This is a genomic window from Streptomyces sp. NPDC050658 (genome assembly GCF_044457025.1).
Lineage (GTDB): Bacteria > Actinomycetota > Actinomycetes > Streptomycetales > Streptomycetaceae > Streptomyces.
This window is the reverse complement of sequence record NZ_JBITGM010000001.1, coordinates 833352-846975: the sequence shown is the minus strand read 5'-3', so window position 1 is coordinate 846975 and position 13624 is coordinate 833352. Positions and strand designations below refer to the sequence as shown.

9 protein-coding genes are annotated in these 13624 nt (G+C 72.3%); 6 read left to right on the top strand and 3 right to left on the bottom strand.

The window, feature by feature from the left end; genetic code table 11:
* The first annotated feature begins 136 nt into the window (after nt 1–136).
* The 5 genes from ACIBKX_RS03915 to ACIBKX_RS03895 all read left to right on the top strand — a co-directional run bounded on the left by ACIBKX_RS03915 (nt 137) and on the right by ACIBKX_RS03895 (nt 9540).
* Nucleotides 137–3844 carry a S8 family serine peptidase gene (locus ACIBKX_RS03915; RefSeq protein ID WP_363270570.1) on the top strand — a complete coding sequence of 1236 codons (3708 nt, stop codon included), beginning with the start codon at nt 137–139 and terminating at the stop codon, nt 3842–3844.
* A gap of 245 nt (nt 3845–4089) precedes the next feature.
* Nucleotides 4090–6465: a glycosyltransferase gene (locus ACIBKX_RS03910; RefSeq protein ID WP_363270571.1), complete on the top strand. Its 2376-nt coding sequence runs from the start codon at nt 4090–4092 to the stop codon at nt 6463–6465.
* Nucleotides 6462–7685 (top strand): acyltransferase, encoded by a 1224-nt coding sequence (locus ACIBKX_RS03905; protein WP_363270572.1) that lies wholly within the window; start codon nt 6462–6464, stop codon nt 7683–7685. The genes ACIBKX_RS03910 and ACIBKX_RS03905 overlap by 4 nt, the downstream gene beginning before the upstream one ends.
* A gap of 397 nt (nt 7686–8082) precedes the next feature.
* Nucleotides 8083–9141 (top strand): esterase-like activity of phytase family protein, encoded by a 1059-nt coding sequence (locus tag ACIBKX_RS03900; RefSeq protein ID WP_363270574.1) that lies wholly within the window; start codon nt 8083–8085, stop codon nt 9139–9141.
* A gap of 33 nt (nt 9142–9174) precedes the next feature.
* Complete coding sequence (locus ACIBKX_RS03895; protein ID WP_363270575.1) at nt 9175–9540, top strand: DUF488 family protein; 366 nt, start codon at nt 9175–9177, stop codon at nt 9538–9540.
* Here the strand turns inward: ACIBKX_RS03895 and ACIBKX_RS03890 are convergent.
* On the bottom strand, nt 9527–11227 hold the full coding sequence (locus tag ACIBKX_RS03890; RefSeq protein ID WP_363270576.1) for a protein kinase: 1701 nt from the start codon (nt 11225–11227) through the stop codon (nt 9527–9529). The two genes, ACIBKX_RS03895 and ACIBKX_RS03890, sit on opposite strands and share 14 nt — an antisense overlap.
* A 234-nt stretch (nt 11228–11461) precedes the next feature.
* Between ACIBKX_RS03890 and ACIBKX_RS03885 the strand changes: the two genes are divergently transcribed.
* Nucleotides 11462–11743: a hypothetical protein gene (locus tag ACIBKX_RS03885; protein ID WP_363270577.1), complete on the top strand. Its 282-nt coding sequence runs from the start codon at nt 11462–11464 to the stop codon at nt 11741–11743.
* A 79-nt stretch (nt 11744–11822) separates the two neighbouring features.
* Here ACIBKX_RS03885 and ACIBKX_RS03880 read toward each other — a convergent pair whose 3' ends face one another.
* Both ACIBKX_RS03880 and ACIBKX_RS03875 read right to left on the bottom strand, forming a co-directional pair.
* A complete protein-coding gene (locus tag ACIBKX_RS03880) occupies nt 11823–12671 on the bottom strand; it encodes an ABC transporter permease (protein WP_363270578.1) in 849 nt (282 codons plus the stop codon).
* Nucleotides 12668–13576 carry an ATP-binding cassette domain-containing protein gene (locus ACIBKX_RS03875; protein WP_363270579.1) on the bottom strand — a complete coding sequence of 303 codons (909 nt, stop codon included), beginning with the start codon at nt 13574–13576 and terminating at the stop codon, nt 12668–12670. Before ACIBKX_RS03875 ends, ACIBKX_RS03880 begins: the two co-directional genes overlap by 4 nt.
* Nucleotides 13577–13624 lie beyond the last annotated feature (48 nt).

Here is a 13624-nt window from a genome sequence, read left to right as displayed (position 1 = left end):
GCGGGAAGGTGCCCTGGCGTCTTCCCGCCAGCACCGGTCAACACCCCTGCAACACAAGCCCCCTGACACTCTTCGCAGCACCCGGCATCCACCCCCGTCCGGGTCCGTCCGACGAAGAGACGAAGAGAGGGCACCCATGACCAGAGCCCCCGCGTGGCGAAGAGCCGGGCTCCTTCCGGCCGTCGGCCTTGCGTTCGCCCTGCTCCCGGCGGGGCCGGGCGCGAACGCCGCCCCGGCAGAGGCACCCCAGGGACGGTCCACCCCCGCCGCCCGAGCCGCCCACACGGTCACGCTGGTGACCGGCGACAAGGTCACCGTCACCGAACTCGGCGGCGGCAGGAGGACCGTCACGGTCGACCGGCCCGCCGGGGCCACCGGAGCCGTCCGCAGCGAGATCTCGGGCGGCGACATCACCGTCGTACCCGACGAGGCACGGCCCTATCTGCGCGCGGGCACGCTGGACGAGCGCCTCTTCGACGTGTCGGAGCTGATCCGCCAGGGGCTCGCCGACGGCAGGAGCGGGGCGGGTGCGCTGCCGCTCATCGTGACGTACGAGAAGGGGGCGCGCGGAGCTCGGGCCGTGCCCCGTGGCGCCGACAAGGTGCGGTCGCTGCCGAGCGTCGGCGGTGTGGCCGTGACGGCAAAGAAGCCGGGTGCCTTCTGGCGGTCGGTCGTCAACTCGGGCAAGAACAGGGCCGGTTCGGGGGAGGGTGAGCTTGCCGGCGGTATCGGCAAGATCTGGCTCGACGGCCGTATCGAGGCCGACATGGCGCAGAGCAACGAGCAGATCGGCGCCCCGAAGGCGTGGGAGGCCGGGCTCACCGGCAAGGGGGTGAAGGTCGCCGTCCTCGACACGGGCGTCGACGCCACGCACCCCGGCCTCAAGGACCGGGTGGACGCCACCAAGAGTTTCATCCCGGGCGAGGAGGTCGCCGACCGCAACGGGCACGGCACCCATGTGACCTCGACCGTCGGCGGCAGCGGCGGCGGGTCCGAAGAGAACAAGGAGAAGGGTGTCGCGCCCGGCGCAAGCCTCTCCGTCGGCAAGGTGCTCGGCGACGCGGGCTCGGGCAGCGAGTCGCAGATCATCGCGGGGATGGAGTGGGCGGCCAAGGACGTCGGCGCCAAGGTCGTGTCGATGAGCCTCGGTTCGCAGGAGGCGAGCGACGGCACCGATCCGATGGCCGCCGCCGTCAACGCGCTTTCCAAGGACACCGGAGCCCTCTTCGTGATCGCCGCCGGCAACACCGGCGCGCCCTCCTCGATCGGCTCGCCCGGCGCCGCCGACTCCGCGCTGACCGTCGGCGCGGTCGACTCCGCGGACAAGGCCGCGTACTTCACCAGCCAGGGCCCGCGCCTCGGCGACAACGCCCTCAAGCCCGATCTGTCGGCACCCGGCGTGAACATCCTCGCGGCCCGCTCCCAACTCGTCGGCGGCGAGGGCTACTACACCGAGATGAGCGGTACGTCGATGGCGACCCCGCACATCGCGGGAGTCGCCGCCCTGCTCGCGGAGAAGCACCCGGACTGGGACGGGGCACGGCTCAAGGACGCCCTGATGTCCACGTCGGCCCGACTGGACGCGTCCGTCTACGAGTCGGGCTCCGGGCGCGTGAGCGTCCCCGACGCGATCGACGCGGAGATCACCGCGAGCGGCAGCGCCGACCTCGGCTTCTACTCCTGGCCCTACGGCGACAACAAGCCCGTCACGAAGACCGTCACCTACGCCAACTGGTCCGACGCGCCGGTCGAGTTGACCCTGGTGGCGGAAGGCGCCCCCGACGGGGTCGCCACGCTCGCGGACAAGACGCTCACCGTCCCCGCGCACGGCACCGCTTCGACTACGGTCACCGGTGACGGCGCGAAGGCGGCCGTCGGCAACACCAGTGGACGCATCACCGCGAGCGCCGCCGGGAAGCCCGTCGCGCACACCGCGTTCGGCCTGGTCAAGGAGGAGGAGCGGTACACGCTCACCGTCCGGGTCAAGGACCGCGACGGCGCCGCGACCGCGGCGGGTCTGGTCGTGCAGCGGCTCGCGGAGAACGTCGACCCCTTCCCGGCGGACGTCGGCGACTCCGGAACGCTCCGACTGCGCCTGAAGCCCGGGACGTACGCCCTCTCCTCGTTCCTCGACGTGCGCGGCAGCGGCGGCAAGGACTCGCTCGGCCTCGGCTATCTCGCCGCACCCGAGATGGTCCTCGACCGGAATCGCGAAGTCACCCTGGACGGACGGCAGTTGCGCGAGATCGGCGTGGACGTCGACCGGCGCACGGAGACCCGCCAGCTCCTCATGGAGTACGACCGGAAGGCGAACGGCGCCCAGTTGCAGGGCGCGGTCCAGGTGCCGGTGAAGTACGACAGCGTCTTCGCGGCGCCCACCGAGAAGGTCACGAAGGGCAGCTTCGAGTACCGCACCGTCTGGCGCCTCGGGAAGCCGGTGCTGGACGTGAAGGGCCTCGGCGAGGTCACCGCCCAGCCCGGCGGCACGGTCACCGACGGACGCAGCAGGCTGCCGCTCGTGGATGTCGGCGCGGGCACGGCCGCCGACTACGTGGGCAAGGATGTCAAGGGCAAGGCGGTGATCGCGCGCAGGTCGGCGGCGGCCACCCCCGCCGAACTCGGCCAGGCCGCCCAGGACGCGGGCGCGAAGGCGCTGTTCGTGACGGACGACGTGCCGGGGCGGCTCAACGCCTGGTTCGGCACGGACGACAACACGGACCGGCCGCTGCAGATCGGCACGGTCGGCGCGGCGGACGGCGCGCGGCTGATCGCGGCGGCGAAGGCGGGCAGGTCGGTTCAGACCACGGCGACATCCCGCACGCCGTATGTGTACGACCTGTCCGAGGGCCACAAGGGCGCGGTCCCCAAGGACCTGACCTACGAGCCGCCGAAGCGCGAACTGGCGGTCCTGGACACGAAGTTCCACGCGGTGAAGCCGGTGCCGGGCGGCGAGTTCCGCTACTCCCTGACCGACACCTTCACCGTCGGCCTCGGCTTCCAGGAGAAGATCGACTACCCGGTCGAGCGGACGGACTACGCGTCGACGGGTACGGGCCAGCTGTGGCACGAGTCCGTGTCGGTCGGCCCCGGCGCGCTGGAGGAACGCAGCGGTCTGGTCGCCTACCGGGGCGGCAAGCGGGGCACGCTGGACTGGTTCAGGCCGGTGTGGCACCCGTGGCTCGGCACCGGGCTCGGCTGGGGCCAGCAGCGGTCCGGGAACGACCTTCAGTTCAACGTGCCCGGCTGGGGCGACTCCGGTCCCGACCACACCGGCTTCGGCGACGTGTGGAACGACGAGTCGATGACCCAGGAGAGCGCCGTGTACGCCGACGGACAGCTGGTGGACCGGCGCAAGAGCTCCGGGGTGTACGTCTGGGACGCCGATCCGGGAGAGGTGACGTACAAGGTCGTGACCGACACGACGCTCGACCCGGAGAAGTGGCGGCTGGCGACCAAGGGCCACTCGGAGTGGACGTTCAAGTCGAAGGAGACCCCGGCGGACCGCCGGACGTTCCTGCCGCTGCTGAACCTCGGGTTCGACGTGGACACGGACCTCGCGGGCGATGTGCGGGGCGGGCGCGCGGTCGACGTGGGGATCTTCTCCGAGTACGTCAAGGGGGCGCCGGACACCGGGACCATCGGCGAGGGCAAGCTGGAGGTGTCGTACGACGACGGGGCGAGCTGGTCCGAGGTCGCCCTCGACCGTGACGGCAGGAAGGCCTCCTGGAACGGGGAGTTGAAGGTCCCCGGCTCCGCCGGGTTCATCTCGCTGCGGGCCTCGGTGAAGGACGACCGGGGCGGATCCGTCACGCAGGAGATCGTGCGGGCGGTGGGGGTGAAGTAGGAGTAGGAGCGGGTCCCGTGCAGGCGTCCACCGTGTGGGCGCCTGCACGGACTCGTAATGCAGGCGTTACGCCAGTGAAGGTGCGGTGTCACAGTGATCGTTGAGGCTGTACGGGCCGATTGGCCCTGATTTCGGGGGTAGTTGGCGCCTCAACAAGGCTCTACGAGTCTCGACGAAGGCTCCACGAGTCTCGACAAACGAATCCGGTCCTCCCCCCACAATCCGAACAGGATGGGACCACACTGATGACCGTTCAACTGCCCATGGGGCAGCGCACCCGCGCGCGCCCGAACACGGCCCCGACCGTGCCCACCGGCCGCCACGTGCTGGCAGTGGGCCCGCCAGGACCCAGCCGAGAACTGCTCACCCGGACCCTCCGCCTCACCGGGTACGAAGTCAGCCACGCCGTCCCCGGCGACGTACACCGTCAGGTCCGCCAGACACCCCCGGACGCCATCGTGGCGCTCGACGACGGACCCGACGGGCGGCGCCAGGGCGTCGACGTCATCCGGGAGGTCCGCGCCGACCCCGCGGGCCAGGCGCTCCCGCTGGTCATGGTCACCGGGGCCGGCACACACGCCCCCGGCACCGTCGCCGACCTGCTGCGGCACGGCGCCGACGACTGTCTTCCGGAGGCCTGCGACCCGGGGGAACTCTCCGCCCGGATAGCGGCCAAGCTGCACCGCGTCCCGGTGCCGGTCGAGCAGCTGCCGCGCGACCCGCGCACCGGCCTCTACTCGGGGCCGCACTTCATGGACGAGCTGGACCGCGAGCTGAACCGCCCGGCGGCGGCCCGGCGCGGCGGCGTCCTCGCGGTCGTCGGCGTCGCCGAGATGGCCGCCCTGGAGACCCGGCTCGGGCCGCGTGTGCGCAGAGAGGTCGCCGAGCGGCTCGCGGGAGTCACCGAACCGCTCGGCGGGGTCTGCGACCGGCTCGGCTGGGACGAGGCCGGGCAACTGCTCGTGCTGATGCCCGGCGTCGACGAGGAGAGCGCGACGCGCAGCCTGCGGGAGTTCGCCGCGTCCGTGGCGGGCACCCGGTTCGTCGTCGCCGACGAGAACGTCCGGCTCACCCCGGCGATCGGCTGGACCCCGCTCTCCGAGTACGCCGACCACACCCGCGCGGTCGAGGATGCCCGCGACGCCGTCTCCGAGGCCCTGCGCCACCGGGACCTGCGCCCCGTCCGGCACGAGCCGTGGATGCGGGCCAGCGCCCAGCACGGCCACCGCCGGGCCCGCGCCGGTTTCCGGACGCTGCTCACCTGGCTCACCCGGATCGTCTCCCCGGTGCTTCCGCTGCTGCTCGGCGTGGGCGTGCCGTTCGCGCTCTATCAGCAGGCGTACGAACTGGGCTGGGACGCGGCCGGGTTCGCGTACTGGGTGGTGGTCGCCGGACTCGTCCTCTCGGCGCTGCTCATCATCATGGAGTGCCTGTACTCGCTGGACGCCACCCCGCGCCCCGAGCGGCCGGGCAAGCCCTATCCGCCCGCGAGCGCCGTCATCGCCGCCTATCTGCCGAACGAGGCCGCGACGATCGTCGACACCGTCGAGTCGTTCCTGTGCCTGGACTACCCGAGCGAGCTGGAGATCGTCCTCGCCTACAACACCCCGCACCCGCTGCCCGTCGAGGAAACGCTGCGCGAGATGGCGGCCCGCGACCCGCGGCTCGTGCTGCTTCCCGTCGCGGGCAGCACCTCCAAGGCGCAGAACATCAACGCGGCGGTGACGCGGGTGCGCGGCGAGTTCGTCGGCATCTTCGACGCCGACCACCATCCGGCGCCGCTCGCCTTCCGGCACGCCTGGGACTGGCTGTCCAACGGCCACGACGTCGTGCAAGGTCACTGTGTCGTACGCAACGGGGACAGCTCCTGGGTCGCCAGGACCGTCGGCGTCGAGTTCGAGACCATCTACGCGGTCAGCCATCCGGGACGGACCCGGATGTACGGCTTCGGGGTCTTCGGCGGCTCGAACGGCTTCTGGCGCACGGATCTGCTCGCCCGGACGCGGATGCACGGCTCGATGCTCACCGAGGACATCGACTCCACGATGCGCGCCCTGAACGAGGGCGCGCGGATCGCCATGGACCGCACGCTGATCTCGCGGGAGTTGGCGCCGACGCTGCTGCGCCCGCTGTGGAACCAGCGCTCCCGCTGGGCGCAGGGCTGGCTCCAGGTGTCGCTGCGGCATCTGTGGACGGCGCTGCGCTCCCCGGTGTTCTCGCGGCGCCAGAAGACGGGCCTGTTCGTGCTGCTCGGCTGGCGCGAGGTGCAGCCGTGGCTGACGCTGCAGATCCTGCCGGTCCTCGCGCACGCGGCCTGGCGTGCGGGCGGCCCCGACCGGCTGGACTGGGCGGTGCCGGTCTGCCTGATGGCGGCGGCCGTCACGATGTCCGCCGGGGTGGTGCAGGCCGCGTTCGCGTGGCGGCTCGCGGTGCCCGAACTGCGGCGCCGCAAGGCGTGGTTCTGGCGCTATCTGTTCGTGTCGACGTTCTTCTACACCCACTTCAAGAACATGGTCGCGCGCCAGGCGCATCTGAAGGAGGCGCTGGGGGACCGGCAGTGGCGGGTCACGCCGAGGGCGGCGTCGGCCGCTCCGGCTCCTGAGGCGGCGGGGCGGTCATGAGCACGCTCGCCGCTGCCCGGCCCGAACCGCCGGCCACCGCCCCGCGCCCCTCCCGAGGCCGCGCCCTGGAACTCCAGGGCTACCGGGGCCTGGCCGCCCTGAGCACGGTCCTCTTCCACGTCTGGCAGGAGTACTACACGTACGACGCTTCGGGCGCGCATCCGCCGGTCGACAGTCCCTGGCTGGGCGCGCTGATCTCGCTGGAGGTGATCGACCTCTTCTTCGTGATGTCCGCGTATCTGCTCACACTGTCGTACGCGCGCGCCGCCATCGACGGGGGCTCGATCCGCACGGGGAAGGACTTCCTGTTCCGGCGGGCGATCCGCATCCTGCCGCTGTACTTCCTCGCGGTACTCGTCGTCTGGGCGAGCCGCAATCCCACGCTGCCCGGCGACTGGCGTGACCTGGTCGAACACCTCACGTTCACGCACGTCTTCGACCGGGAGCGGATCTTCTACACCCTCGGCCCCACCTGGTCGCTCTCCCTGGAGATCGCCTTCTATCTGGCGCTGATCGTGCTGGGGCCGCTCGCCGTGCGGGTCTGCCGGGGGCTGCGGACGCGGCGGGCGCGGGTCGCGGTGTGCGCCTCCGGGTGCGCGGCGCTGTTCGTGCTGCCGGTGGTGTGGATCTCCGTCGCGCACTACGTCGTCGGGGTGCCGCACACCGACTGGCCGGTGTACTTCGGCCCGCAGGCCCGCTTCGGGGGCTTCGCGGCGGGCATGGGGCTCGCGGTGCTGCTCGTGGCGCTGGGGGAGCGGGGCAGACTGGGCGCGCGGGCGGCGGTGGCGCTGTCGGTGACGTCGTCCGGCGGCCTGTACGCCCTGTCGTACCTCTCGGAACCGGAGAACTTCGCGCACACCTACTACCACCCGATCGCCGCCGTGCTGTGGTTCGCGCTGCTCCACGCCACACTGCACGTCCGCCGGGGCGAACAGGTGCGGTGGCACGTCGCGCTGCGGGCCCGCTGGGTGACGGCCGTCGGTCTGATCAGCTACAGCCTCTACATCTGGCACGAGCCGGTGATGCTGTGGCTCGTCAAGTCCGGTCTGATCCCCACGAGTCAGGCGGGCTTCCCGGTCGCGGCCCTGCTCGTGACGGCGGTCGCGCTGGCCGTCGGGACGGTGAGCCACTGGCTCGTGGAGTACCCGGCGAGCCTGCTCGCCAAGGCACGGGACGCCAAGGGCGCGGCGCGGGACTTCTATCCGGAGCCGACGCGCTGAGGCGGCTTCCCCGAGAACGCGGCGATGCCGCCTCCCCTGGGACGGGGGAGGCGGCATCGCGCTGTGCGGACTCCGGGTGACGTCAGACCAGCCAGCCGAGGAAGTGGGCGAGACCGGCGACGACGTCAGTGATGAGGTTCATGGTGGTGCTTCTCCTTGTGGGACTTGCTCAGGATTCTCTGGGACATCAACTCCCGGCCCGCGTAAGGGACATGAGCCGGGAGAGCCGCAACTACGGTCTGCAGCCCGTCGCTTGCGTTCCGTAATCATCGTCAATCACCTGCGTCACATGCAATCCCTGGCGCAGCGACCACCTGTTCCAGGGAACACCTGCTCCCCTGTTCGTATTTTCGGTTCCGGATGCTGTACTGACGCCTCGTCAACTCAAGGGGTCAGCATGGGTTCTCGCAGGGCCGTGTCCGCGGTGGCGCTGGTCGCCGCGCTCCTGGCGACGGGCGCCGCGCCCGCCGCCTCCGTTCCCGCTGCCGGCGGCCGCGCGGCGTGCTCGCCGAGGGTGTCCGTCTCCGGCTACTCGGACGCCCTGGACAAGACCACCGTCGGCGGCCGCCTGGTCGGCGGCCTCTCGGCGCTCGCCACCGAACGCGACGGCACGGTGAGCGCCGTGTCCGACCGCTCGGCGCTCTTCCGGCTCGACGTGCGCGGCGGCACACCGCGCGCCACGGACGTCGTGCCGCTGGCCGACGCGGCGGGCGCCGTGCTCGACTCGGAGGGCCTGGTCACGGACCGCGACGGCAGTCATCTGGTGACCGACGAGCGGGCGCCCTCGATCCTCAGATACGACGAGAAGGGCGCCCTGGTCGGGCAGTTGCCCGTGCCCGCCCCGCTGCGGGTCGCCCCGGCGGGCCGTGCGCGGCAGAACCAGACCTTCGAGAGCCTCACCCTGCTGCCCGGCGGCCGCACCCTCGTCGCGGGGATGGAGGGCCCGCTGGCCGGCGACGGCACGGACGCCGCGGGCCGCGCCCTGCACCGCGTACAGACCTGGCAACGCGGTCCGGACGGCGCCGAGTTCGGGGTCGGCAAGCAGTACGGATACGCCGTCGACCCCGGCATGGGCCTCGTCGAGCTTGCCCCGACCGGGGACGGCCGGTTCCTCGTCCTGGAGCGCGGATTCACCCAGGACTTCATCATCGACGTACGCCTGTACGTCGCGGACGCGCGCGGCGCCGAGGACACCGGCGGGACCGAACGCCTCGACGGCGGCACCCGCCTGATGCGCAAGACGCTCCTCGCCGACCTCTCCGACTGCCCGTCCCTGGGTGCCCCTTCGAAACTCCCGCCCGGCAACAACCCGCTCATCGACAACATCGAGGCCATGGCTGTCACGGGCCGTGCCCACGGCGGTCTGCGGCTGCTGCTCGTCAGCGACGACAACGAACTGCCCCAGCAGATCACCCGCCTCTACAGCCTTCGGGTGACGCTGCCGCCGCGCCACTGAACGGGCGGCGCGGCGGAGTGCGACGGTGGGGGCATGCAGACCGAGCCGTTCCCCGTGCGCCGTGTGTACGACCCGCCCGCCGAGACCGACGGCGTACGCGTCCTGGTGGACCGCCTGTGGCCGCGCGGCGTCTCCAAGGAGCGGGCGGCCGTCGACGAATGGCCCAAGGCGCTCACCCCGTCCGGTGAGTTGCGCACCTGGTTCCACCAACACCGCGAGCAGTACGAGGAGTTCACGGAACGCTACCGGGCCGAGCTGGCGGGCCCGGAGCAGCGGGCCGCCGTGCGGCAGCTGTGCGATCTCGCGGCGGCCGGTCCGGTCACACTCGTCACGTCGGTGAAGGACGTCGAGCACAGCCATGTGCCCACGCTGCGGGCGGAGTTGCTCAGGAGCCGCTGACGACGAACGACTGGTGCGCCTCGACGAAGTGGCGCTCGCCCGTCGCCGCCTTCGCCGCGGGCGCGGAGACCCACAGGTCGTACATCTTGCCGCCCTCGTCCCAGCTCAGGTCGTAGGTGCGGCGCGGCCCGCCGTCACCGGCGCCGCCGTCCCAGGTGAACTCCCAGACGGCGGCGGGGTGGCCGTTGTGCGTGGTCTCGCGCACCGAGCCGTCGCGGTATCCGGGGTAGTCCGACGGGCCGTCCTTGTGCGCCTGCCGCATCACCGCGACGGGGCCGTCGGGGTCGAGCGGCTGGGGGTGCACACCGATACGGAAGGCGTCGTCCGCCGAGTTGTAGAAGACGCGGGGCGGTTCGGCGGAGCGGACGAAGGCGCTGGGCGCCGCCATCTTGAACCCGGTCGGGTCGGTGACCGTCTGGTAGCCCGCCGGGGCGGGGTCCCCGGTGGGCTTCTGGGAGGGGGCCTTGGTCCCGGCGGGCGTGGGCTTGCCCGTGCCGTCGGGCGACGGCTTGGGGGCGCCGGACGGCTTCTTGTCGACGGCCTTCGGCTTGTCCGGCTTCTTGGTGGGCTTCTTCGTCGGCTTCTTGGACGGCTCGCCCGACTCCGGCTTCTCGCTGACCTCCTGCGCGGGGCCGCCGTTCCCCGTCGCCTGCGTCCCCGTGGGGGAGTCGTCGCGCGTCATGAACCAGGCGCCGGTGCCGCCCGCCGCGAGCGCGACGACCAAGGCGCCGGCCAGGAGCGCCGTGCGGACGCGGGGGCGCGCGGCGGGCGCGGGGGCGGCGCCGAGCACGATGGGGTCCCCGTCCGACGGCGGCGGGGTCGCGGGTCTGCGGGCCACCGGCGTACGGGGCACGGTCGGCATCCGCTCCTCGACCAGGAAGCCGCGCAGCGCCTGCTCGGCCTCGTCCGCGCCGAGCCGCCGCGCGGGATCCCGTTCGAGGAGCCCCCGGATGACGGGGACCAGCGGGCCCGCCGACTCCGGCACCGTGATCTCGTCCATCACCACGGCGTGCAGCACGCCCGCCACCGAGTCCCGGTGGAACGGCGACTCGCCCTCCACCGCCGCGCAGAGCAGCACGCCGAGCGACCAGAGATCGGACTCCGGGCCCGTGCGCTTGCCCGACATGCGCTCCGGGGCGGTGTACTCGGGGGAGCCGACGAACGCGCCCGTCTCCGTCAGCGTCGTCTGCCCGTCGACCTGGGCGATCCCGAAGTCGGAGAGCACCACACGCTCCGTGCCCGCCTCCATGAGGACGTTGGCGGGCTTCAGGTCACGGTGCAGGACGCCCGCCGCGTGCGCGGACCGCAGGGCGGCGAGCAGCGCGAGGCCGATGCGGGCGGCCTCCGCGGGCGGGACCGGGCCGTCCACGGCGATCCGGTCGGCGAGCGACTGGCCGTCGATCAGCTCCATCACCAGCCACGGCTGCCCGTCGTGCTGGACGACGTCGTGCAGGACCAGGATGCCGGGGTGCTTCACCTGCGCCACCGAGCGCGCCTCGCGCAGCGTGCGTTCGCGCCGGCTCTCGGCGTCGGCGGGCGTCAGGCCCGGATCGACGTGCAGCTCTTTCACCGCGACGGCGCGGCCCAGCAGTTCGTCCTTCGCCCGCCAGACCGTGCCCATGCCGCCGCGCCCGAGCGGTGTGGTGATGCGGTAGCGCCCCGCTATGAGATCCCCGTGACTTGCCATGGCCCGCATCATACGAACTCCCGTTGCATAAGGCGTAGTTGGGAGCGTTGATGGCGGTGGTGCGGGTGTGGCGTGACCATGTGGTGAAGGGAAGTGAACGGCGCACGTGCCGAGGGAATGTGCGCCCGCACGCCGGATACGTGGCGTACTTGATCCGCTACGTTAGGTGACTTCAGCGGATCGCGTCGAGGACGGTCCGCGCGGCGGACGGGATCACACATGATGCGACGAGGCATGGCCACGGCCCTGGGGGCGGTCGCGGCAGCGGCGGCCCTGGCCTTCGCGGTACCGGGATCGGCGCACGCGGCGGAGGGCGTCCTGGTCATCAACGGCCAGGCCCACGAAAACCCGAGCGGCTGCTACGACATCGACCGGTTCCCGTCCTCGGTGGCCAACCACACGGACGCCATCGCCGAGGTCCACTCAGGCCGGCACTGCAGTGGCCGGGTCGAGCGGCTCGTCTTCCCCGACGAGACGTACTACACGGAAACGGCTCAGAGCGTCTTCATCCTCTGACCGCCCCCCCAGACGACACCGGCGCCCCGCCCCCACTGGGCGCCGGTGTCTTTCCGTTTCCTCGGCTTCTTCGGCAAGGTCACTGATCGCGGCGCCGCACCGCCGTCACCGCGACCGCCGCCGCGGCCAGCGCCCACACCGCGTAGACCGTCCACGCCCCCGCCGCCGTCCAGGGATAGGGGGACGTCGCGTCGAGCGGTTGGGCCAGGCGGTGCCACGCGTGCAGCGGAGTTGCGTGGGCGAGCACCGCCGACCAGTGCCGCTGGTCCGTGACGACACTGGGGAGCAGGATCAGCGCCGCGAAGACGGTGACCATCGTCGTCGCGCTGTGCCGGACCACCGCGCCGAGCGCCATGCCGACGAGCGCGCACACCGGGGCCAGCAGCGCCGACGCGGCGACGGCGCGGGCCGCGCCGGGGTGGGACAGCGGGATGCCCGCGTCGCGCCCGTCCAGGATCGCCTGGGTGAGGGCGAACGAGGCCGCCGAGACGACCGCCCCGAACACGGCCGTCACCGCCGCGATCACCGCGACCTTCGCGGCGAGCACCGCACGCCGGTCCGGTACGGCCGTGAACGTCGTACGGATCAGACCGGTGCCGTACTCGCCGACGATCGGCAGCGCGCCGATCGCCCCGACGGACAGCATCAGGACCAGGGCGCCGTTCCCGGTGAACGCCACCTGGAGCGGAATCCCGTCGCGTACGAAGTCCGCCCGGTCGGCGCCGTTCCGCTCCGCCCAGTAGCGATAGGTGTCGTAAGCCGTGCCCGCGTTGAACGCGAGGACGGCGAGCGCGCTGATCACGAAGGCCCAGTACGTGGAGCGCAGCGACCAGAGTTTGATCCACTCGGCGGCGAGCACGTCACGGAAGCGGGCGGGCGGCTCCGTGGTGGCCGGTTCCGTGACGGCCGGCGGGGAGAGTGCGGTCATCGGGATTCTCCCGCGAGGTATTCGACGCTGTCGGCGGTCAGTTCCATGAACGCGTCCTCCAGGGACGCGGTGCGGGTGGCCAGCTCATGGAGCATCAGGCGGTGCCGGAAGGCGAGTTCACCGATCCGGGCGGCGGGCAGTCCGGTGACGGTGAGCCGTCCGTCCCCGGCGTGCACGGCCGCCCCCTCGGCGGTCAGCAGCTCCGTCAGCGCGGCGGCGTCCGGCGTCCGCACGGTCACGCTCAGCCGGGTGCCGCGGGCGGCGAAGTCCGTGAGGCTCTCGGCGGCGATGAGTTCACCGCGGCCGATGACGACGAGATCGTCGGCGGTGTTCTCCATCTCCGACATCAGATGGCTGGAGACGAAGACCGTGCGCCCCTGCTCCGCGAGCCGCCGGAAGAGCCCGCGCACCCACAACACGCCCTCCGGATCGAGGCCGTTGAGCGGTTCGTCGAAGAGGAGGACCGGCGGGTCGCCGAGCAGCGCGGTCGCGATGCCGAGCCGCTGCCGCATCCCGAGCGAGAAGCCGCCCGCGCGCTGCCGGGCCACCTCGGTGAGGCCGACCTCGCCGAGCACCTCGGCCACCCGGCCGCGCGGGATGCCGTTGCTGCGGGCCAGCGCCCGCAGATGGGACGCGGCGCCGCGGCCCCCGTGCACATCACCGGCGTCGAGCAGCGCGCCGACATGGCGCAGACCGCGGGGCCGGTGCGCGAAGGGGCGGCCGTCGACGATGGCGGTGCCGCCGGTCGGGGCGACCAGACCGAGCAGCATCCGCAACGTGGTGGTCTTGCCCGCGCCGTTGGGACCCAGGAATCCGGTGACCCGGCCGGGCCGCACGGTGAAGCTCAGGTTCCGTACGGCGGCCTTGTCGCCGTACACCTTTGTCAGTTCATGGACTTCGATCACCCGGCCCACGGTGCCGCCGCGCACCCCCGCCCGTCGTCGGCCCGGCGC